This window comes from Cellulophaga sp., assembly GCF_039943695.1.
In the GTDB taxonomy this organism is placed as follows: domain Bacteria; phylum Bacteroidota; class Bacteroidia; order Flavobacteriales; family Flavobacteriaceae; genus Cellulophaga.
The window spans coordinates 1-22153 of record NZ_JBDVAA010000129.1 but is presented as its reverse complement, the minus strand read 5'-3'; the positions used below and the strand labels follow the sequence as shown (position 1 = coordinate 22153).

20 protein-coding genes and 2 tRNA genes are annotated in these 22153 nt (G+C 32.5%); 10 read left to right on the top strand and 12 right to left on the bottom strand.

Translation table 11 applies throughout. The annotated features are described in order from the left end of the window. Together cysS and folE are read right to left on the bottom strand one after the other, a co-directional pair. Positions 1 to 1485 (bottom strand): cysteine--tRNA ligase, encoded by a 1485-nt coding sequence (gene cysS / locus ABJD66_RS09120; RefSeq protein WP_348130669.1) that lies wholly within the window; start codon positions 1483 to 1485, stop codon positions 1 to 3. 15 nt (positions 1486 to 1500) lie between these two features. After that, the gene (folE, locus tag ABJD66_RS09115) at positions 1501 to 2181 is read right to left on the bottom strand and encodes a GTP cyclohydrolase I FolE (RefSeq protein WP_100896582.1); all 681 of its coding nucleotides are present in this window, start codon (positions 2179 to 2181) and stop codon (positions 1501 to 1503) included. A gap of 137 nt (positions 2182 to 2318) precedes the next feature. On the opposite strand from folE, the gene ABJD66_RS09110 reads away from it, so the two are divergent. Further along, positions 2319 to 4118, top strand: coding sequence for a T9SS type B sorting domain-containing protein (locus ABJD66_RS09110; RefSeq protein WP_348130666.1), 1800 nt, complete (start codon positions 2319 to 2321; stop codon positions 4116 to 4118). A 126-nt stretch (positions 4119 to 4244) separates the two neighbouring features. After that, complete coding sequence (locus tag ABJD66_RS09105) at positions 4245 to 5627, top strand: T9SS type B sorting domain-containing protein (protein WP_100896580.1); 1383 nt, start codon at positions 4245 to 4247, stop codon at positions 5625 to 5627. A gap of 67 nt (positions 5628 to 5694) precedes the next feature. On the opposite strand, the gene ABJD66_RS09100 is transcribed toward ABJD66_RS09105, so the two are convergent. After that, positions 5695 to 7194 carry an outer membrane protein transport protein gene (locus ABJD66_RS09100; protein WP_348130663.1) on the bottom strand — a complete coding sequence of 500 codons (1500 nt, stop codon included), beginning with the start codon at positions 7192 to 7194 and terminating at the stop codon, positions 5695 to 5697. Between the two features lie 45 nt (positions 7195 to 7239). Then, the gene (locus ABJD66_RS09095) at positions 7240 to 8466 is read right to left on the bottom strand and encodes a hypothetical protein (RefSeq protein ID WP_348130660.1); all 1227 of its coding nucleotides are present in this window, start codon (positions 8464 to 8466) and stop codon (positions 7240 to 7242) included. 98 nt (positions 8467 to 8564) lie between these two features. On the opposite strand from ABJD66_RS09095, the gene proS reads away from it, so the two are divergent. The 4 genes from proS (at position 8565) to rpsT (ending at position 10645) form a co-directional block, all read left to right on the top strand. Next, complete coding sequence (gene proS / locus ABJD66_RS09090) at positions 8565 to 10043, top strand: proline--tRNA ligase (protein WP_348130657.1); 1479 nt, start codon at positions 8565 to 8567, stop codon at positions 10041 to 10043. An 80-nt stretch (positions 10044 to 10123) separates the two neighbouring features. Further along, positions 10124 to 10195, top strand: a tRNA-Glu gene (locus tag ABJD66_RS09085). 80 nt (positions 10196 to 10275) lie between these two features. Beyond that, positions 10276 to 10347 (top strand) — tRNA-Glu (locus ABJD66_RS09080). Positions 10348 to 10393: 46 nt separating this feature from the next. Then, positions 10394 to 10645: a 30S ribosomal protein S20 gene (gene rpsT, locus ABJD66_RS09075; protein ID WP_013621871.1), complete on the top strand. Its 252-nt coding sequence runs from the start codon at positions 10394 to 10396 to the stop codon at positions 10643 to 10645. Positions 10646 to 11606: 961 nt separating this feature from the next. On the opposite strand, the gene ABJD66_RS09070 is transcribed toward rpsT, so the two are convergent. Then, positions 11607 to 12242, bottom strand: a complete 636-nt coding sequence (locus ABJD66_RS09070) for a hypothetical protein (protein WP_348130654.1) — start codon at positions 12240 to 12242, stop codon at positions 11607 to 11609. A 121-nt stretch (positions 12243 to 12363) separates the two neighbouring features. Beyond that, positions 12364 to 14028 (bottom strand): transcription termination factor Rho, encoded by a 1665-nt coding sequence (gene rho / locus ABJD66_RS09065; protein ID WP_348130651.1) that lies wholly within the window; start codon positions 14026 to 14028, stop codon positions 12364 to 12366. 197 nt (positions 14029 to 14225) lie between these two features. Between rho and ABJD66_RS09060 the strand changes: the two genes are divergently transcribed. Then, a complete protein-coding gene (locus ABJD66_RS09060) occupies positions 14226 to 14636 on the top strand; it encodes a DUF4293 domain-containing protein (RefSeq protein WP_348130648.1) in 411 nt (136 codons plus the stop codon). A gap of 61 nt (positions 14637 to 14697) precedes the next feature. Here the strand turns inward: ABJD66_RS09060 and ABJD66_RS09055 are convergent, their stop codons facing one another. The 3 genes from ABJD66_RS09055 to ABJD66_RS09045 form a co-directional block, all read right to left on the bottom strand. Next, positions 14698 to 14889 (bottom strand): hypothetical protein, encoded by a 192-nt coding sequence (locus ABJD66_RS09055; protein WP_303543979.1) that lies wholly within the window; start codon positions 14887 to 14889, stop codon positions 14698 to 14700. 86 nt (positions 14890 to 14975) lie between these two features. Then, positions 14976 to 15809, bottom strand: coding sequence for a helix-turn-helix domain-containing protein (locus ABJD66_RS09050; protein ID WP_303543982.1), 834 nt, complete (start codon positions 15807 to 15809; stop codon positions 14976 to 14978). 165 nt (positions 15810 to 15974) lie between these two features. Next, complete coding sequence (locus ABJD66_RS09045) at positions 15975 to 16469, bottom strand: metallophosphoesterase family protein (RefSeq protein WP_100896571.1); 495 nt, start codon at positions 16467 to 16469, stop codon at positions 15975 to 15977. Between the two features lie 138 nt (positions 16470 to 16607). Here ABJD66_RS09045 and truA point away from each other — a divergent pair, with 138 nt between their 5' ends. Continuing rightward, a complete protein-coding gene (gene truA, locus ABJD66_RS09040) occupies positions 16608 to 17360 on the top strand; it encodes a tRNA pseudouridine(38-40) synthase TruA (RefSeq protein ID WP_100896570.1) in 753 nt (250 codons plus the stop codon). After that, positions 17353 to 19128, top strand: a complete 1776-nt coding sequence (locus ABJD66_RS09035) for an ABC transporter ATP-binding protein (RefSeq protein ID WP_303543987.1) — start codon at positions 17353 to 17355, stop codon at positions 19126 to 19128. Before truA ends, ABJD66_RS09035 begins: the two co-directional genes overlap by 8 nt. Position 19129: 1 nt before the next feature. Here ABJD66_RS09035 and ABJD66_RS09030 read toward each other — a convergent pair whose 3' ends face one another. The 3 genes from ABJD66_RS09030 to folP are packed head-to-tail and all read right to left on the bottom strand — an operon-like array spanning position 19130 to position 21580. Next, positions 19130 to 19909 carry a DUF3667 domain-containing protein gene (locus tag ABJD66_RS09030; RefSeq protein WP_348130642.1) on the bottom strand — a complete coding sequence of 260 codons (780 nt, stop codon included), beginning with the start codon at positions 19907 to 19909 and terminating at the stop codon, positions 19130 to 19132. A gap of 1 nt (position 19910) precedes the next feature. Continuing rightward, complete coding sequence (gene cdaA, locus ABJD66_RS09025) at positions 19911 to 20699, bottom strand: diadenylate cyclase CdaA (RefSeq protein WP_013621882.1); 789 nt, start codon at positions 20697 to 20699, stop codon at positions 19911 to 19913. A gap of 44 nt (positions 20700 to 20743) precedes the next feature. Next, positions 20744 to 21580, bottom strand: a complete 837-nt coding sequence (gene folP / locus ABJD66_RS09020) for a dihydropteroate synthase (protein ID WP_348130639.1) — start codon at positions 21578 to 21580, stop codon at positions 20744 to 20746. Positions 21581 to 21696: 116 nt separating this feature from the next. Between folP and ABJD66_RS09015 the strand changes: the two genes are divergently transcribed. Then, on the top strand, positions 21697 to 22153 hold a 457-nt coding region (locus ABJD66_RS09015; RefSeq protein WP_348130636.1), incomplete at its 3' end, for a DUF1599 domain-containing protein.

Below are 22153 nucleotides of genomic sequence, written 5' to 3'. Positions count from 1 at the left end.
TTAAGATACACTAAAAGTAGTACCGTCTTTACCGTCTTTAAGCTGTATACCCATTGCTAATAATTGGTCACGTATTTGATCTGATAATGCAAAATCTTTATTGCTACGTGCATCATTACGTAATTGTATTAGCAGGTTTACTACCTCTTCTAGTTTTTCTGAGTTTCCGTTAGAATCTTCATTAACACCAGTAAGTCCTAAAATATCAAATACAAAGGCATTAAGAGTATTCTCTAATAGTTCTTTGTCTTCTTTGGTAATAGTTTTTTTACCATCTTTTATTAGGTTAATGTGCTTAACGGCTTCAAATAAATGAGCAATTAGAATAGGTGAATTAAAATCGTCATTCATAGCATCATAACATTTTTGTTGCCAAGCTGCTAAGTCAAATTCAGTTTTATTACCAGTTTCTATTGCTTTTAAAGATGCAATAGCTTCCATTAGTTTTAGGTATCCTTTTTCAGATGCTAATAAAGCATCATTACTAAGATCTAAAATACTTGTGTAGTGTGCTTGCATCATAAAAAACCTAACGGCAGATGGTGAAAATGCCTTGCTTAATATGTTGTTGTCGCCGTTAAAAATCTCATTAGGGTAAATGTTATTGTCTGTAGATTTAGACATTTTTTTACCGTTTAATGTAAGCATATTTGCGTGTAACCAATAATTTACTGGAGAGGCGCCATTGCTTGCTTGTGCTTGTGCAATTTCACATTCATGATGCGGGAATTTTAAATCCATACCGCCACCGTGAATGTCAAAAGTTTCACCTAGATATTTAGTACTCATTGCAGTACACTCTAAGTGCCAACCAGGAAAACCATCTCCCCAAGGAGAAGGCCAGCGCATAATATGTTCTGGTTCTGCTTTTTTCCAAAGTGCAAAATCTTGCGGATTTTTCTTATCGCTTTGTGCTGCTAATTCTCTAGTATTAGCAATCATATCTTCTAGTTTTCTGCCGCTTAAAATACCGTAGTTGTTTGTTTTGTTAAACTCAACAACATCAAAATACACAGAGCCGTTAACCTCGTATGCAAATCCTTTTTCAATAATATCCTTAATAATTTCTATTTGCTCTATAATATGTCCTGTGGCAGTAGGCTCTATACTTGGAGGTAAAAAATTAAATTTTTGTAGCGTGTTATGAAAATCTACGGTGTAGCGTTGTACTACTTCCATAGGTTCTATTTGTTCTAAACGCGCTTTTTTTGCAATTTTATCTTCACCTTCATCAGCATCATCAACCAAATGGCCAGCATCTGTAATATTACGTACATAGCGTACTTTATACCCTAAATGCTTAAAATACCTAAAAATCATATCAAAAGACATAAACGTACGGCAATTGCCTAAGTGTACATTACTGTAAACAGTTGGCCCACACACATACATACCAATGTGTCCGTCGTTTATAGGTTTAAACTCTTCTTTTTTTCCAGAAAGGGAATTGTAAACTTTTATTGTCTGATTTTTGTAAAGTTGCATTATGGCTAAAGGGGTTTAAAAGTTGGTGTCTAGCTTTATATAGTCTAAAAATTCTTTACGGGTAGCTTGTTCTTTAAATTTACCGCCATATTCTGCAGTAACAGTGCTACTTTGTATGTCTCTAATACCTCTAGAGTTTACGCAAAGGTGTTTTGCATCTATAACGCAAGCTACATCTTCTGTTCCTAAAACCTCTTGTAATTCTCTAACAATTTGTATGTTTAGTCTTTCTTGTACTTGTGGTCTTTTTGCGTAGTAATCTACAATACGGTTCATTTTAGATAAACCAACAACCGTACCTTTAGATATGTATGCAACGTGTGCAATACCAACTATTGGTAGTAAGTGGTGTTCACAAGTAGAGTAAAGTGTAATATTCTTTTCAACCAACATTTCTCCGTATTTGTACTTGTTATCAAATGAAGAAGATTTTGGTTTTTTATCAGGATTTAAGCCTCCAAAAATATCTTTAACAAACATTTTTGCCACACGCTTAGGAGTGTCATTTAAACTGTCATCTGTTAAATCCATTCCTAGTGTAGTTAATATATCTCTAACACTGGCTTGTATTTTTTCTATCTTTTGGTCGTCATTAAGATCAAAAGCGTCTTCTCTTAAAGGGGTGTTTTCAGCTGCAGATAAATGGTCGTTATCCATTTCTTCATCAAACCCTTCTATAGTGCTTTCTATTTTCATCAGCCTAAAATTTTTTAGAAATGCAAAGATATACATATTATGGCACTTAATGTTATAGTTTAAGGTGTTTGACAACATTAATTAGTGCTAAAGTTTGTTAAGGTTTAGTTTTACATATTATAAACTTTTGCCAATCTATGAAAAGGTTTTACGCAATAGCGTTTTTTTTCTTTACTTTAGGATTGCTGTCTGTTAGTGCGCAAGTATCTGCAGATTGTAGTAATGCTATACCTATTTGTAATAATACGCCAACTAATGGTGGTACAGATGGTTATGGAGTAGACGATTTTGGTGGCGCAGCAGAAACTGGTTGTTTAGAGCGTACTTTGTCTGGGGCAATAGAATCTAACTCTGCTTGGTATAGGTTTAAAACTGGAGAAGCTGGTGAATTAGGTTTTAATATTAGTTTTGATACTACAGAAGATTGGGATTTTGCATTATATAAAGCAAGTGATTGTAGTAGTTTAGGAGATCCTGTACGTTGTAATTTTTTTGATAATGATGACGGTTATGCTTTTACGGGAGTAGGAGAGGACCCAACGGGAGCAACTAATGTGCAATATGAAGATTGGTTAACGGTTGAAGCCGGTGAAGAATACTACTTGTTAATTAACAATTTTAGCAATTTAAACTCTGGTTTTTCTATTCAGTTTTCTGGACAAATATTTATAGACTACCCAAATACAGCATTAGACTGCTCTATTATTAGTAATTTATTGGGGCCGCCAATTGCAGTTTGTGATGGTGATATTGTTAGGTTAGATGCTACTACACCAAATACAGCATCATATACTTGGTACAGGGATGTAGGTCTAGGGTTTACAGAAATTTTAGGTGAAACAAATGCTACTTTAGATGTAACTACAGATGCAATGTATAGGGTAGAAGTGATTTCTAATACTGCAGATGTTTTAATAAGTGATGTTCAAATTGCTTTTTCTACAGCACCAATAACAAATTCTATTTCAGATGTTACTTTGTGTCAAGAGGATTTACCATTTAATTTAACGTCTAAAAATAGTGAAGCACTGGGTGGCCAGTCTGCATCAGATTTTATTATAAGCTACCACGCAACCCCCTCAGATGCTTTTAATAATGCTTTAAGTTTGCCAATGCAATACAGTCCTGCGGTTGGTGCAACTACCGTTTATGTAAGAACAACATCAGTAAAAAATTCTAAATGTTTTGATGTGTCTGAGGAGTTTAATTTTACAATTGTAGAGACTCCTATTTCTACAGTAGATACAGAAGTTTTTTTGTGTGAAGGAGCAACTTCGGAAACAATAGGGGAAACTAATCCAAATACTAATTATAGTTACAATTGGCAAAGTGGAGAAACAACACCTACTATTCAGGTATCTTCAGCAGGAACCTATGTTTTAGATATTAGTTATACCAATATGGGTATTACTTGTGTTAATAGCGTAACTGTAGATGTTATTGTAGGTCAAACACCATCAATCTCTACTATAATAATTGAAGATTTTAATGCGAATAATAAAGTAACTGTAGAAACTGATATTGATGGAGATTTTGAGTATCAAATTGATGGTTCTCTTGTGCAAGACAGTAATGTTTTTACAAATGTATCTGCGGGTGCACATACGGTGTCTATTATAGATAAAAACGGATGTGGTTTTGTAACAGAAGATATTGTTGTAGTGGGTTTTGATAATTATTTTACTCCCAATGGTGATGGTGTTAACGATACTTGGCAAATAGTTGGAATGGAATCTTTGCAACAGCCAGTAGTACATATTTTTGATAGATATGGTAAATTATTAAAAGAGTTGCGAGGAAACGACTCTTGGAATGGGACTTATGGAGGTAAGTTATTGCCTGAGTCTGATTATTGGTTTAAACTAAATTATATAAATACTACAGGAGATATGGTCACTGCAAAACATATCAGTAGTCATTTTACCTTAAAACGATAAATTTTAACTAGAAGTAAAATTGGTATTTCGTCGATTATGCAAAAAAATATTCGATGTAATGCAATAAATTTTATTATTTGCCGCTTATAATATGGTTATGTAACATTCCAACCAAGTAAATACTTTATGCGAGCACAATATAAACTAGTTGTAGGATTTCTTTTTTTTACACTACTTAGTAACGCGCAATTTACCCCAGATTGTAGATCGTCAATACCAGTATGCGGAGATGCACCAATAAGCGGAATTGCAGATGGAAGAGGGGATATAGATGATTTTGATCCCGATGTAATACGACAAACAGGTTGTTTAGAAAAGGGTAGTAATAGCTCTGCAAACATTGAGAATAATACGTCTTGGTACGTGTTTAGAGCTTTAAAAGACGGTGTAATAGGTTTTGATATTTCTGCAGATAGTGATACGGCAGAGTGGGATTTTGCTGTTTACGGACCAGATACAGACTGTGCAAGTATAAGCGATGGTACAGCACAACCGGTTCGTTGTAATTACGAAGCTAATAATACTGCTTTTACAGGTTTAGGAACAAATCCGGAATCTGGGCAAGATGGTTTTGCTTTTGTAAAAGGTAGTAAAAACACTTATGATGAGTTATTAGATATAGCAGAAGGTGAAATCTATTATATTTTGATAAATAATTACAATACTAATTTTGATGGTGATCCAGAGCCTTTTACTTTAACCTTTACAGAAGATGTAGATGCATTGGATTGTACTTTTAGAGATGAGTTTTTGGGCTTAGATGTAGATGCTTGTGAAGGTGATCCAGATATAGTTTTAAATGCTTTTAGATCTCCAGTAGGGCCAGATGTAGCAAGTGTTGTTTGGTCTGTAGACTATGATGATGATGGTGTTATAGATGATCCAAATTTAGCTACTGGTACTGAGTATACAGTTACAAGTCCTAATACAGGTAGGTATTTTGTAGAAATAACTACAGCTTCTGGTACGCCACCTTTAGTAACAGATGATGTTTTAATAAATTTTCACGCTCCCCCAAATCCTGCAGACATAGAAATTACAGTTGTAGATTATTTAGTAGATAGAAATGTAATTGATATTGTAGTAAACGGAACAAGTAGTTATGAGTATGCTATAAATGGCGGTGAGTTTCAAGATGAAACACTTTTTCATGATGTTCCTCCAGGTCAAAACACATTAATTGTAAATGATAAGTTTGGTTGTGGTACATCTGAAGAAATTCCGTTTTTGGTAATTGGGTATCCTAAATTCTTTACTCCCAATGGAGATGGCGTTCACGATGGTTGGAATGTGCTTGGTATTGAAGAATTAGTAGATGCTAAAGTTTATATTTACGATAGGTATGGTAAATTGTTAAAACAACTTGCGCCAGGAGTAACTTGGAATGGTACATTTAATGGTAAAAAAATGCCCGAGTCAGATTATTGGTTTCGTATGGAATATGCAGAACCAGAAGCTGGTGTAATTGTTGCAAAAACGTTACAAAATCATTTTACTTTAAAAAGATAATAATTGTATAAAGAATAAAAAAAGCAGCCCAACGGCTGCTTTTTTTATTTAGTACTGTGTTAATTTTTTAAAAATTAACAGTATATCCTAAAGTTACATTTGTATTTGCAATATTTACTTGTGCAGGAGTAGTTAAGCCAGCATTAAATAATTGCTTGTTAACATCTTGTTCTGTTCTGTTGTAAGCAATATCTATTCTGTTAGGGCCAAATGTATATCCAAAACCTAATGAAAACCCGTTTAAATCTCCAATAGTGTTTTCATCTTCATAAGGACTTTGTTCATATCTATAACCAGCTCTTAAGCTAATGTCTTCAATTCTATATTCACCACCAAGTCTAACTGTAGAAACAGCTCCTAGCTCATTAGATATTTGATCATTAGCAGCTGCAAAACCAGAATCACTTGTTGGTTTAATTTCTGCATTGCTCATATCTTGGTACCCGTAATCTAAACTAAGTAAACCATCTTTTCCAAAAACAAGTGCTAAACTACCTGTTAATTTACTAGGTGTTTTAATAGTATATCTTTCGTATAAGTTTATAACATTAAAATTGATAAAACTAATATCGTCGTCTGCTTCATCTGAAGATATACGTTGTGATGTATCGTCTGTTAATCTGTACCAAATAGGGGACTCATAACTAGCACCAACCCTAACAACTTCATTTAACTTAGCAATTGCCCCTAAAGCAAAAGAAAAACCATTACCTTCTGTGTGTAAGTAATTGTCAAACGTAGTTCTTGTAATAGGACCAGACTCGTATCCTGTTTCAGTAAATTCTGTGTATTTATCATACATTATACTATGGAAGTTTAAAGAAGCTCCCAAGTATAAATTGTCTTGGTATTGTGTAGCAAAATCTAAAATAAATTTGCTGTTGTAACCATTGGTGTTTTCTATGTAGTTTTGATCTACAGTATTGTAATTTGCATTACTAGTGTAAGCGATATTGTTGTCATCAGTTTCGTCAACCGGATTAATAAGTCCTCCATAATAACCTAAAAATGCTTGTTGGTCTACAAAACCTAGGTTTTTTCCAATATCTAAATAAGCTTCTTCTAAATATTCACCGTCTCTTTTTAATAGAGGGCCAAAGGGAACACCGTTAGCATAACTTAAAAAATATTTATCTATACCTTGGTTGCTATTTCCTGATATTTCAAAATTGTTATCAAAATTTTGAACCAAATCATAATTGGCTGCAATTGCAATTTTTTTCCAGTCGGAGTTGTTAGATTTAAAAACAAGCACACCACCAACTTGGTTAATCTCTAGATCGTTTCTTGTTGCCTGTCTGTTTGTCCTAAAATAATTTGCATCATTTTTTTTGTTGTAGTTAGATAATGTTGCAGAAAACAAATGATTGTTAAAGACTGCAGCACCAGCGGGGTTTGTGTTTAAAGCAGATAAGTCTCCACCTAAAGCACCAAAAGCACCACTCATTCCTTGGTAACGGGCTGTACCTGTTAAGTTTTGTTGGTTGTATTGTAATGCATCATTTATGTTTTGTGCACTGGCAATACTACATACCAAGCCAAACGCTAAGGCGATATAATTTTTCATCCTTTGAGTTTTTATAATTAGTTTTTGTTTTAAAGTGTATCTATATTATCTGCCTCTACCTGAAGACCTTCCGCTAGATGATCTTCCACTTGACGAAGATCTACTGCTAGATGATGATCTGCTGCTTGAAGAAGAACTTCTTGCGGACGAAGACCTAGAAGAACTACTGCTTCTTGTAGTTGTTCCTGAGCTTCTAGAGCTGTTACCAGAACTTCTGTATGTACCAGAGCTTCTTGTTGAAGAAGATGGTCTTGTGTACGTAGAACTAGATCTAGTAGTTCTTGTAGTAGTTGGTCTAGCGCTGCTGTTGCTGCTACGGCTATAAGTATTTCCACTTCTTGTATTATTGCCTCTGTTGTATGTGTTGCTTCTAGAGCTAGTGCTGTATCTAGGTTGCGTTCTAGTACTACGACTTGTTCTGTAGGTTCTATTACGGTTTATACCGTCTGCACTAACACCAGATCTATTACTGTATGTGTTAGATGATCTGTAGCTATTATTACTTCTAGATGATGTTGCAGATTTCCCAGATCTGTAATTAACATTAGATCTAGATATTCCCGTGTTTAGGTTAGATCTGCTAGAGCGTGTGTATGTGTTTCTATTATTGGCATATATAACATTGTCATAACGACCTCTTCTGCTATTGTTGTAAGCATAAGAGTTTCTGCCGTAGCCATTATAAAATCTATTGTTGTAATATCTGTTATTGTAGTAAGGGTTGTAGTATCTTCTTCCGTAATAAGGATTGCCCCATCCGTAGCCATAACCAAATCCGCCCCAGCCAAAACTGTTATAACCTCTGTATCCCCAGTTGTTCCATCCCCAAGGACGTCCCCAAGTATTGTAGTAGCCAATACCACCGTAACCATAACCCCAAGGGTCATAAAAACCTCCGTAATTATTCCATCCGTTATCATGAATGTTTATGCTTACCTGCGTAGGGTTATCTCCCCATCCTGGATTTCCGTTGTAGTTATTTGCAACATCTTCATCTTGCACATCACTATAGTATTCGTCAACATCAGTAAATACCTCACCATCTAAAATAGCGCTATATTCATTAGCTTGCTGGCCAAAAAAGTCCTGATATTCATTAGTGTTGTCAACAGGAGCTGTTTCTACAGTTTGCGGAGTGCTGCTAGAATATATGCCGTCGTTGTCATAATAAGATGCATCTTGGTAAGAACCGCAAGAAACAATTAATGAGCCAACTAAAAGGCTAAAAGCAACTTTTTTAATTTTTTGGATGGATTGGGAATATATCATCATATTAAATTTAATTGTTGTACAATGTAAAAATAGTTAGTTTTGTCGAACTATAATTTATTTATTGATAAAAACACAATATTTGTGCCAAACTACTAATAATGAGCAAGAAGTTAACTAAAAGAGCCGAAGATTATTCCAAATGGTATAATGAACTAGTTGTAAAAGCAGATCTTGCTGAAAATTCAGCAGTTCGTGGATGTATGGTTATTAAGCCGTATGGATATGCAATATGGGAAAAAATGCAAGCAGAGCTAGATAGGATGTTTAAAGAAACAGGTCATGAGAATGCCTATTTTCCTTTATTTGTACCTAAAAGCTTGTTTGAAGCTGAAGAGAAAAATGCAGAAGGCTTTGCTAAAGAGTGTGCTGTAGTTACACACTATAGACTTCAAAACGATCCTGATAACGAGGGTAAATTAAGAGTAGATCCTAATGCAAAGCTAGAGGAAGAGTTGGTTGTACGCCCAACTAGTGAAGCAATTATATGGAATACCTATAAAGGTTGGATACAGTCTTACAGAGATTTACCTTTATTAATTAACCAATGGGCTAATGTAGTGCGTTGGGAAATGCGTACACGTTTGTTTTTACGTACAGCAGAATTTCTTTGGCAAGAGGGACATACAGCACACGCTACAGAAAGTGAAGCAATTGCTGAAGCAGAACAAATGATGAATGTTTATGCAGACTTTGCAGAAGACTTTATGGCAGTACCAGTTATCAAAGGACTTAAAACTCCTAGTGAGCGTTTTGCAGGTGCAGTAGAAACATATTGTATAGAGGCATTAATGCAAGATGGTAAAGCTTTGCAAGCAGGAACATCTCACTTTTTAGGACAAAATTTTGCTAAGGCTTTTGATGTTAAGTTTGCATCTAAAGAAGGAAAGCAAGAGCACGTTTGGGCTACATCTTGGGGAGTTTCAACTCGTTTAATGGGGGCTTTAGTTATGACGCACAGTGATGATAACGGATTGGTTTTACCTCCTAAATTAGCGCCAATACAAGTTGTTATTGTACCAATTTATAAAGGAGATGAACAATTAGATGCTATTTCAGAAAAAGTAAATCCGTTAGTAAAAGAACTTAGAGCTAAAGGAATCTCTGTTAAGTTTGATAATAGAGATACACACAAACCAGGGTTTAAATTTAACGAGTACGAGTTAAAAGGTGTTCCGGTACGTATTGCAATAGGTAAAAGAGATTTAGAAAATGGTACTTATGAGGTAGCTCGTAGAGATACATTAGAAAAACAAATTGTAAATGCGGATGATATTGTTGGTAAAATTGAATTTTTATTAGATGATATACAAAAGAACATTTACAAAAAAGCAGCAGATTATAGAACCAACCATATAACAGAAGTAAACTCTTATGATGAGTTTAAAGAAGTTTTAGAAAGCAAAGGCGGATTTATATCTGCGCATTGGGATGGCACAGAAGAGACAGAGGAGAAGGTTAAAAATGAGACAAAAGCCACTATTAGATGTATTCCTATGGATGCAAAAGAAGAAAATGGCAGTTGTATGGTAACAGGTAAACCCTCTAAACACAGGGTGTTATTTGCTAAAGCATATTAATTTTTAAAAAAAATTGACTTAGGTATTGCAATAATTAAAAATAGTTGTATTTTTGCATCCGCATTACGCAAAAAGTTAATGGTCCGTTCGTCTAGGGGTTAGGACGCCAGGTTTTCATCCTGGTAACAGGGGTTCGATTCCCCTACGGACTACAAGTTCTTAAAGCAGTTATAGTTTTGTAATTAGATAAAGTTTTCTTTATTTTGTACGCTACTATACAAATAGTAATAATGGTCCGTTCGTCTAGGGGTTAGGACGCCAGGTTTTCATCCTGGTAACAGGGGTTCGATTCCCCTACGGACTACAATTTTTGGGGTGAAACCCGTTAAAAACATAATAAGAGAAATAAAATGGCAAATCACAAGTCAGCATTAAAAAGAATAAGAAGAAACGAAGCAGCACGTGTACGTAACAAGTACCAGCACAAAACAATGCGTAATGCATTGAGAAAGTTACGCGCTGAGGAGGATAAGAAATCTGCCGAAACTATGTTGCCTACAGTTATTAGTATGTTAGATAAGTTAGCTAAACGTAATATTATACACGCTAACAAGGCATCTAACCTTAAAAGTAAATTAACTAAACAAGTAGCAGCTTTATAAGTTCTATTTTTTAGTAATAATATTAAAAGCGCTCTTTTTATAAAGAGCGCTTTTTTTTGTTTTGTCATTTTTGTTATCATCTTTTATTTTGATAAAACAATGAGTAGAATAGGTATATATTTAGGGCACTAAACTAAAAGTTTATAATTGTTTTAGAGCTTTTTTAAGTTTAGTAATTCTTAGCTTTTATAATTTTTTACATTGTTTAGTTAAACCTCTTCTAGCTTCTGTAATTAAGGTGTATGAGTATTAATCTAAACTGTTTGTTTTATTCTTTAACTAATTTGCGTTTCATTTTAATAAAACCATATACAAAACATAAATACATAATTATGATGAGGCTAAAATGAAGCCATCTAGTTATTATGTAACTATCCATTGTTTTTATTATTTTAAAGTGATATGATAATTTAAGAGGTAGGTAGCCTGAATAAAAAATTAATAACCCCCAGCTAAGCCAGTATAGTATATTTTTAATGGGGTCTTTTTTGTTTTGTAGCCAATCTATTTTGTTTAGGTAGTTTAGAATAATCAGTATCAATAAAAACCCACCAGTAACATAAGTTAGTATTTGTCCGTCTGTAAGGAAGTCTTGTGTAAAAATATTTGAGATACTAATTGCTATAAATAAGGAGCTTCCAATTTTTATATATTTTTTTAGAGCAAGACTATCTGTGTAGTTTTTATAAAGATTAAAAAAATATAAAAAAAATATGATGTTAAATACGTTATAAATAGGTCTATTGTAGTTTTGGTAAAACTTGGATATAGGTAACATTATTGAATCTGGATATATCCTAATGGCAATACCAATTGCTTCTGATGCAAGTGTATATGCTATTAAGATAGGATAATATTTTAATGCGGTATTGTAATATTTAGGATAACGCCATAGTGCAAAAGCTAACGTTAAAGCGTAAAAAAATAAAATAATGTATAATGTTATATTTGGCATTAATTTCTAATTGTAAGGGGGTGGAAATAAACCAAATTCATTCAGAATTAAACTCTGCTCGTCATCTTCATCAAAAAATGAAATATTAGGAAAAAAAGAAGCCTCTTCTGTGTTAGTTTTCTCAAATGGTTTTATAATAAAGTTATCTTTTAAAAACTTTGGTTTGTATGTTTTACCATCAGTAATTACAGAAAACGGATACTCTTTACCGTCTACAGTGGTTGTAGGTGCTATAAAAAATGTATTTTGTTTAGGGTGCTTGTATTCTTTGCTGTCTGGGTAATTAGCTAGGTAAAATCGCAAGGTGCTAATTTTTACATCTGCTTTTTTGGCTTCTTGCTCTATAAATGCAATGTAATTTTTTAAAGTTTCAAGGTCATAATAACCATATCTAGCAACATCAAAAGTTGTACTAGGATCTAACTTGTCTTCATATTCTTGTATTAGTGGAGCCCTTCTTTTAGAGTAGCTATCAAAAAGAGTCTGAGCTTTTTTTGTGCTTATTATTTCAGAAGGTGGTTTTACTTCTTTGGCTAGTTCTGGATGTTCTTCCTGTTGCTTTTTAGGACTTTCACAACTACTAACTACTAGTATTGATAATGATATGATAAAGTAAAAAGCTTTCATTTTATTGGTCATCATAAGTATTGGGTTTTACGGTCGCATAAATATAGTCACTTTTTTGTAGTATTCTGAAAATCAAGAAATAAAAAATCCTACTAAAATTAATTAGTAGGATTTTTTTATGTAGTAAAGTTGTTTGTTATTGATTCATTGTCAATAAAAACTCTTCGTTGTTTTTTGTTTGTTTAAAACGTTGCTCTATAAACTCCATAGCTTCTACAGGGTTCATATCTGCAAGATACTTACGCATAATCCACATACGTTGTATAGTTTCTTTATCTAGTAATAAATCATCTCTACGTGTACTAGAAGATGTAAGGTCAATAGCAGGGAATATTCTTCTGTTAGATATTTTACGATCTAACTGAAGCTCCATATTACCAGTTCCTTTAAATTCTTCAAATATAACCTCGTCCATTTTAGAACCGGTTTCAGTAAGTGCTGTAGCTATAATAGATAATGATCCGCCACCTTCTATATTACGAGCAGCTCCAAAGAAACGTTTTGGTTTGTTTAAAGCGTTGGCATCTACACCACCACTTAATACTTTACCAGATGCAGGTTGTACTGTGTTGTATGCTCTTGCTAAACGTGTAATAGAATCTAATAAGATAACCACATCATGGCCACATTCTACTAACCTCTTTGCTTTTTCTAGTACAATGTTAGCTACACGTACGTGTTCAGATGGTTCTTTGTCAAAGGTAGAAGCAATTACTTCTCCTTGTACATTTCGTTGCATATCTGTAACCTCTTCCGGGCGTTCATCAATTAATAATACAATTTGATAAACCTCTGGGTGGTTTGCAGCAATACCGTTAGCTATGTCTTTTAAAAGCATTGTTTTACCAGTTTTTGGCTGTGCAACGATCATACCACGTTGTCCTTTACCAATTGGTGAAAACAAATCTATAATTCTTGTAGAAATATTACTTTGCCTGTCTGCAAGGTTAAATTTTTCTTGAGGAAATAATGGTGTTAAATGTTCAAAAGAAACGCGGTCACGCACAACTTGTGGATCTATACCATTAATTTTATTTACTTTAATAAGCGGAAAATACTTTTCACCTTCTTTTGGTGGGCGTACATTTCCTAATACTGTGTCTCCTGTTTTTAAACCAAATAATCTAATTTGTGATTGTGATACATAAATATCATCAGGAGAAGAAAGGTAGTTATAATCAGACGATCTTAAAAAACCATAACCGTCTTGCATAATGTCTAAAACACCTTCACTAGCAATAATACTATCAAACTCAAATTCTGGTTCTTTATACCTGTTTTTTAAGTCTTTATCAAAATTACTCTTGTCTCTTTGGTTTTTTTGATGTTGTGGTTTTTTGTTTTGGTTTTTGTGCTGATTGTTATTTTTTTGTCCCTGCTGAGGTGAGTTCCTATGTACAGGTTTTTTTTCTGGAGAAGTAGTTGGCTTAGTAGTTTTTGCTACGGGCGCTTTTCTAGGAAGAGGAGCTTTTTTTGCAGCTGGTTCCTTTTTTTCTTCTTCAGTAGTTGTTTCTTCTTTTGCTTTTGGCTTAGGCTTTTCTCTTAAAACGCGCTCTCTTTTTACAGGGCGTGGTTTAGGTTTTTCAGCAGTTTTTGCCTTAGCAACAGGTTTTTCTTCAGTTTTTTTAGGTTCTTTTACAACAACTTCTTCTACCGCTTTAGGGTTAGCTGCTTGTACATCTAAAATTTGATAAACTAAATCTAGTTTTTTTAATGTTTTAAACTTAGGAACATTTAAACCTTTTGCAATATCCTGTAACTCAGGAAGCTTTTTTGCTTTTAAATCGGAAATCTCAAACATGTAATGTTGAATAAGTTATACTTTGTTGAAAAATATGAAATCTTGAAGTGTGTAATTTGGGTACTTATTTGGACTTGAAAGTCCCTGTCGGTAAGCGATATTACTAATATTCTGTAGCAATATTACAAATTATTTTTAATATTTCATTGATAAATCTTAAAAAGACGCTATTTTTGTTTTTTCAAAAAAAGAAAAAAATGATTCAGAGAATACAAACTGTTTTTTTATTAGTAGTAGTTGTCTTGGCAGCTGTGCTTCCTTTTTTTGCTAGCTTATGGACATTAGACAACGGAACTATTATTTTTGCTAGAGATGAAATGTACATTTCTATTGCTTTTTATATATCTGCTGTATTAGCTTTTTTGTCCATTTTATTATTTAGAAATAGAAAAAATCAATTTGTTTTAAACAGGTTGAATATGATATGTAATCTTTTTATACTAGGATTTTTCGTTTCCCGATCGCTAAACTTATCCGGAGAAACTGTTGTTTCTGAGAAGGGTATTGGGATGTTGATTCCACTATTTTCTATCGTATTTTTAGTGTTAGCCAATAGGTTCATTAAAAAGGATGAAGATCTTGTAAAATCTGTTGATCGCTTGCGTTAAACCTAACATCTTAGTTATATTAGTGCGTAAAACCCGGGGTTGTTCCCGGGTTTTTTACTTTTTATACTTTTTCATCATCGTATAAAAGCACTTTTCCGTTTTCTGGGTCAAAATAAATAGTTATTTCTTTATCTAAATTGTTAGACGTTATTTTATACGTCCAAACATTAGTAATTGCTCCCTTTGTAGGAGAGCCAAAAAGGTTAAGAACTTCGGTTTTAGTTCTTCCTTTTAGTTCAATATCATTAATCATAAAAGACTATATATGGGTTTGGTTTAGTAAAATTAAATATTGATTCTTGTAAAAAAGTATCAAAATCAAACCATAGCATATAAAAATCAAAGAATAACAGTTCTGTATTCTAAAGGAGATTTGCCTGTATTTGTTTTAAAAAACTTGCTAAAGTTATTTGGATAGTTAAAACCTAAGCAATATGCAACTTCAGATATATTTAAATCTGTATTGTAAAGCATATTTTCTGCTTCTGCAATTAATTTTTCTTTTATGTGAGTAGATGTAGATTTACCTGTAATACTTTTTACAGAGTCGTTTAAATGATTAATATGTATAGATAAGTTTTCTGAGAAGTCTTTAGGAGATTTTAAAGTAATACATGTGTTTGTATTTTTTATAGGAAACTGTTTATTTAATTGTTCAAAAAACAAAGAAGTAATTCTAGATGCTGCACATTTAGGATTGTTGTTTTCTGAATTTGTCTCTAGTTTAAGAGCTTCATGTATTAATAAACTTATATAGTTACTTATTACAGCATCTTTATTTTTATAGCTACTTTTTAATTCTGCTTCTATTTTTTTGTAAATAGTTGTAACGTGTTTTTCTTGCTCATTATTTAAATAAAAAATATTATTGGATCCTAATTTAAATAAAGGACATTTTTTTTCTAAATCGTTTGTGTTTTTAGCTAAAAAAGTAGGGTTAAATAAGCAAGAGTATCCTATTTGTTCATCAGATATGGGTTCCCATTTGTAAACTAATGACGGATTTGTAAAAACTAAAACTGTTTTATCTATAGTTATTGTTTTACTAGGATAATGTAATTTACTTTTGGGGTGAATAATACATATTTTATAAAAATTTTTATTATTATGTATTTCAGGGTCTGCTTTGTAGGTTTCTAAATCTACAACAGTAATTTTAGAGTTATTAATCATAAATTGGGGAAAATATGTGGTTAATAATGTAAGTTTGGTATATACTCGTCTAATATTAATATTATGGTTTGTTATTGTAAATATAAAAAAACACGAGTTATATAAAAATTATAAATAATTATTTGTCACCCTGTTAAAAGCAAAATTTGTGATATTACTTAAAATTTATTTTTTGCCAAGTTCTATTACTTCTAAATCTTTTATGTCCTCGCCATCTATTGTAAAGCGGAGCATAGTACGTACTTGATGAAAACCGTGTTTGCCACAGGCGCCAGGGTTCATATGTAATAAGTTTAATTTTTTATCAAACATAACTTTTAAAATGTGCGAGTGTCCGCTAATGAATATTTTAGGTGAATTTACTTTTATCTCTTCTCTTATGCGTACATTGTATTTATCTGGGTAGCCACCAATATGTGTAATCCAAACTGCTACCTTCTCACACATAAATTTATTGTCTAACGGAAACTCTAGTCTAGCTTTGTCATCATCAATATTACCATAAACACCTTTTAAAGGTTTAAGAGCTTTTATTTTATCTGTAACATCTAAACTACCAATATCACCAGCGTGCCAGACTTCATCAGCTTGCTTAACGTATTTTAAAATAGCATCATCAATATGGCTATGTGTATCAGACAGTAATAAAATTTTTGTCATTCTAATTAATTAGTTTTTATAAAATTGAAAAGAAGTAGCGGCATAATTTAATCTTTAATTAAAGTAATACGTTTTACTGGCTGCTAAAATCTTACTTATATTAAGTATCTTTGTAGCTTACAAAAATAGGAATTCAATTTGAGATATTTTGTGGCATTTTCATACTTTGGAGCAGTTTACCACGGATGGCAAATACAGCCAAACGCTATAACTGTACAAGAAGAGTTAGAAAAAGCATTTAGTACACTTTTAAAAGAAAAAGTTTCTTTAATGGGTGCTGGTAGAACAGATGCTGGTGTACACGCTAAGCAAATGTATGCACATTTTAATGTGGTAACTATAACAGACTCTAAAGATCTAATACGTAGGTTAAATTCTTTTTTGCCAGATGATATTGCGGTGCAAAATATTTATGAGGTTCCTGAAGATGCCCATGCTAGGTTTAATGCTACAGAACGTACTTACGAATATTTAGTTACACATAAAAAAGACCCTTTTAGTTTGTCTACAGCACACTATGTTAAGCAACAATTAGATGTTGTAAAGATGAATAGAGCTGCCGAATTATTATTAGGTAAACAGGATTTTGAGTGTTTTTCTAAATCTAAAACAGATGTTAAAACCTATTACTGTAATGTTAAAAAAGCAGTGTGGGAGCAAAAAGAAGATAAATTTGTGTTTACAATTACTGCAGATAGGTTTTTACGTAATATGGTAAGAGCCATTGTTGGTACGCTTTTAGATGTTGGCACGGGTAAAATTACTGTAGACCACATACGCACAATTATAGCAAGTAAAAGTAGGGCAGAGGCAGGTACTTCTGTGCCAGCAAAAGCATTATATTTAACGCAGGTTTTGTACCCCGAAAATATTATTAAGAAGAATGGCTAAAACAGAAAAAGATACAGGAAAAGCGTTTGACTATACGCTGTTAAAACGATTGCTAGAGTTTACAAAACCGTATAAAATTACTTTTTATGGTGTTGTAATTGCTGCAATATCCTTATCTGCTTTTGCAGTTTTAAGTCCAATTTTACTAAGGCAAATTGTAAATACAGCTTTAGAAAATAAAGATCACGGATTGTTGTTAAACATTATTGTTTTAATGATGGTTGTGTTAATTTTAGAAGTGTTAAGTCAGCTTTCATTTGTGTATTACGCTAACTGGTTGGGAGAATCTGTTATTAAAGATATTAGAATAAAACTGTTTAAGCATATGCTTAGTTTTAAAATGAAATATTATGATAATTCTTCGGTAGGTTTACTAGTAACACGTGCAGTAACAGATATACAGCGTATTGGAGAAATCTTTAGTCAAGGTTTTTTTATGATTGTTTCTGATCTTTTAAAAATGGTAGTTGTAGCGGGTGTAATGCTATTTTATAGTTGGAAATTAGCACTTATAGTTTTTGCTATTATGCCAATAATAATCTATGCTACACGCGTTTTTCAAAAGGCAATGAAGGTTGCTTTTATAGATGTTAGGGCGCAAGTATCTAACCTAAATACTTTTGTACAAGAGCGCTTAACAGGAATGAAAATTGTTCAGTTTTTTAATAGAGAAAAAGTAGAGCAAGAAAAGTTTAGAGTTATAAATGAAAAACATAGAAACGCTTGGTTAAAAACAGTTTGGTACAACTCTATCTTTTTTCCAATTGCAGAAATTGTTTCATCTGTAGCTATTGGTTTAATTGTATGGTACGGTGGTTTACGTGTTGTTTTAAATAATGACCTAGATGAGTTGGGTACCATATTTATGTTTATACAACTCTCACAAATGTTATTTAGACCATTAAGGCAAATAGCAGATAAATTTAATGTACTACAAATGGGTATGGTAGCTGCTAATAGAGTGTTTGCAATATTAGACAGAGAAGACACAATTACAAATGAAGGATCTTTTGAGAAACCATCTATAAAAGGAGACATCTCTTTTAAAAATGTGCATTTTGGATATGTAGAAGGGGAAGAGGTTTTACACGGAATTTCTTTTGATGTAAAAGCTGGTGAAACAATAGCTATTGTTGGTGCTACAGGAGCAGGAAAATCTACCATTATAAATTTATTAAACCGTTTTTACGAAATAAATTCTGGTGAAATTTTGGTTGATGGTGTTGATATTAAAAACTACAAGTTAGCATCATTAAGAGATAAAATAGCGGTTGTATTGCAAGATGTATTTTTATTTGCTGATACCATAGAAAATAACATTTCTTTAAAAAATGAAGATATAACGTTAGACACAATAACACAGGCAGCACAAGAAATATCTGTTCATGATTTTATTACAAGTCTTCCTAATGATTACCAGTATAATGTAAAAGAGCGTGGTTCTATGCTATCTAGTGGACAACGCCAATTGTTAGCCTTTTTACGTGCTTATGTAAGTAACCCAAGTATTTTAATTTTAGATGAGGCTACATCTTCTGTAGATACATACTCAGAGCAATTAATACAAAAGGCGACCGAAAAAATTACGCAAGGCAGAACATCTATTGTTATTGCACACCGTTTGGCAACTATAAAAAAAGCGGACAAAATTATTGTTATGGATGCAGGTAATATTATAGAAAGCGGTTCACATAAAGAGTTACTTAAAAAAGGAGGTTATTATTACAATCTTTACCAAGCACAGTTTGTAGCAGATGAAGTAGCTTAAATTATTTTGCCGGAACAAAATCTACAGGATTAAAATGGCCTGTAACCATAGCAACTATCATTATAAAAGTTACTGTTCCTATGAATATAGTAGATAGTATTCCTATAAATAACACTGATTTGTAAATTATTTGCCAAGCAGAGTACTTATTTAACTTTTGTTGTACGTAAATAAAATATAAAATTAAAAATAGGGTTAGCAGTAAGCTATAGTTAGAATAGTATTGTGGAAAAGAACTAATCACGAGCATACTTGTAAAAAAAGATAAAATACTCCATTGAGCTAAACTATAAATTACACTAATTGTATATTCTGCTAGTATGTGTTTTCTTTTGTTTAATGTAATGAGGCCTACAATTAAAAAAACAGGTATGTAGCTTATAAAAAATAAGGAGGAGTAATCATATAGTACATTTGTCATTTTTTTAGTAAACTCAGGATTCATTCCCTGGTCAAAAGCATCAAGATCTATTTCAAAATCAAAAACCTTGCGCATAAAAAACATTAAAAAACCTGCTAACATTAGTGCAATACCAAAATAGCTAATAGGGTTAACGTATTTTCTTCTTGTGCCATTTACATAACCATTTATAACAATATCTGGTTTTGTAAATAAATGTAAAAAAGTGCGTAAAAAAGTATTGTCTAGGTTAAAGTAGCGTTCCGTAATGTCACTAAGTAAATTTTTAATAGTAAGTCTATTTCTAATAACTTTTGCACCACAATCTGGACAAAAAGAATAGTCTGTTTGTAGACTATTTGCACAATTTTTACAATTCATTTTAAGATATTAAGTCCTCTTTAATAAGACTTGTAAGTTCGTCTAAATCTTTGTAAAGTACAAACTCTCCGTTTTTTATGTAAGATATGGTGCCAGTTTCTTCGCTAACAACAAGTGCTAAACTATCGGTTTTTTCTGTAATACCAACTGCAGCTCTATGTCTTAATCCAAAGCGTAATGGTATGGTACGCTCTTGTGAAACTGGTAGTATTACTCTGGTAGCAACAATGGTATTATTCTCTACAACGGCAGCACCATCATGTAACGGACTATTTTTATAAAAAATACTTTCTAAAATAGGCTGGGTAATTTCAATATTCATTTTATCTCCAGTGCTTTTTACAAAGTCTAAAGAGTTAGTGCGTTCTAAAACCAGTAGTGCTCCTGTTTTAGATTTACCCATTTTATCACAAGCATTTACTATGGCTTCTACATTGGTATCTGTAGTCATAGCTTCTTGCTTTAAAAATTTAAAATGTTTTATAAAATTACGTTTTGTGGCAAAATTGGTAGAACCTATCATTAATAAAAACTTACGCAACTCTTGCTGAAAAACAATAATTAGGGCAATTAATCCAATATTCATAAACCCGCCAACCATACTGCTAATCATTTTCATATCTAACAATTCGGTAAGTTTCCAAAGTGCCCAAACAATTACAATACCAATAAAAATATTAATAGCAACAGAGCCACGTACTAGCTTATATATGTAGTACAGTAGTACAGCCACTAAAATTATGTCTATAATATCTGTTATTTTAAAATCAAGAAAATTTAGAAAATCCAAGTAAAAGGGTTTTTGTAAAATTATAAAAAAAATGAGTAATTAAATTATAAGGTTTCATTTAACTGTAAAGCAGTATAAAGAGTAATACATTCTACAGCCTCTTTAACATCATGTACTCTTAAAATATTAGCTCCTTTTGTTAAAGCAATAGTGTTTAATGCAGTTGTACCATTTAGAGCATTATTAGCAGTGGTGTCTAACGTTTTATAAATCATAGATTTTCTGCTAATACCTGCAAGTACTGGTACATTCATTGTTTTAAAAAGGTCTAAGTTTTGTAATACGCTAAAGTTTTGTTCTGTAGTTTTTGCAAATCCAAAACCAGGATCAACTACTAAATCTATAATACCTAAAGCTCTTGCTTCAGCAAGTTTTTTAGCAAAATACTGCTTTATGTCTAAAGTTGCATTTGTATATGTAGTTAGTTGTTGCATAGTTTCTGGAGTACCACGCATATGCATCATAATATACGGTACTTTGTATTCTGCAATTACGCTCATCATTTTATCATCTAAGGCACCAGCAGAAATATCGTTAATTAATGCAGCACCATTATTTAAACAGGCCTTAGCTACAGCACTCCTAAAAGTATCAATAGAAAGTATAATGCCAGGAAATTTTTTTACAAGCAGTTTTACAACTGGTACAATACGATTAATTTCTTCATCAACAGAGATGTTAGTTGCATTTGGTCTAGAACTATAAGCGCCAACATCTATAAAAGTAGCGCCATCTGCAAGCATTTTATCAACCTTGGTTACAATGTCGTTTTCATCTTTATAACTTCCGCCGTCATAAAAAGAGTCAGGCGTAAGGTTTAATATTCCCATTACTTTTGGTGTAGATAGGTCTATTAAATTTCCTTTGCAATTAATTGTCATACTGTGTGTTAAAATGATTTTTATAAACTTTTTAAAAATAAATGATTTAAGATAAAACCCTTACTTTTGATTAGTTCAAAATTTTAAGCGAAATTTACACAAATTACACAAGATAAATGCAGAATACATCAGAACAATATGATGCGGTTATAAAAGAATGCCGTGAGCTTTTTCAAAAAAAAATGAAAGATTATGGTAGTGCTTGGCGTATTTTACGTTTACCGTCTTTAACAGATCAGATTTATATTAAGGCACAACGTATACGTGGTTTGCAAGAGAACGATGTTAGAAAGGTAGATGAAGGTGAAAAATCTGAATTTATTGGCATTATTAATTATGCTATTATGGCATTGGTGCAAATTGAAAAAGGCATTGTAGAACAACCAGATTTGGATGTTGCTGAAGCTGTAGAACTTTACAATAAACATATTACCATTACAAAAACGTTAATGGAAAATAAGAATCACGATTATGGTGAGGCTTGGAGAGAAATGCGTGTTAGCTCTTTAACAGATCTTATTTTACAAAAGTTGTTGCGTGTTAAGCAAATAGAAGACAACAAAGGAAAAACTA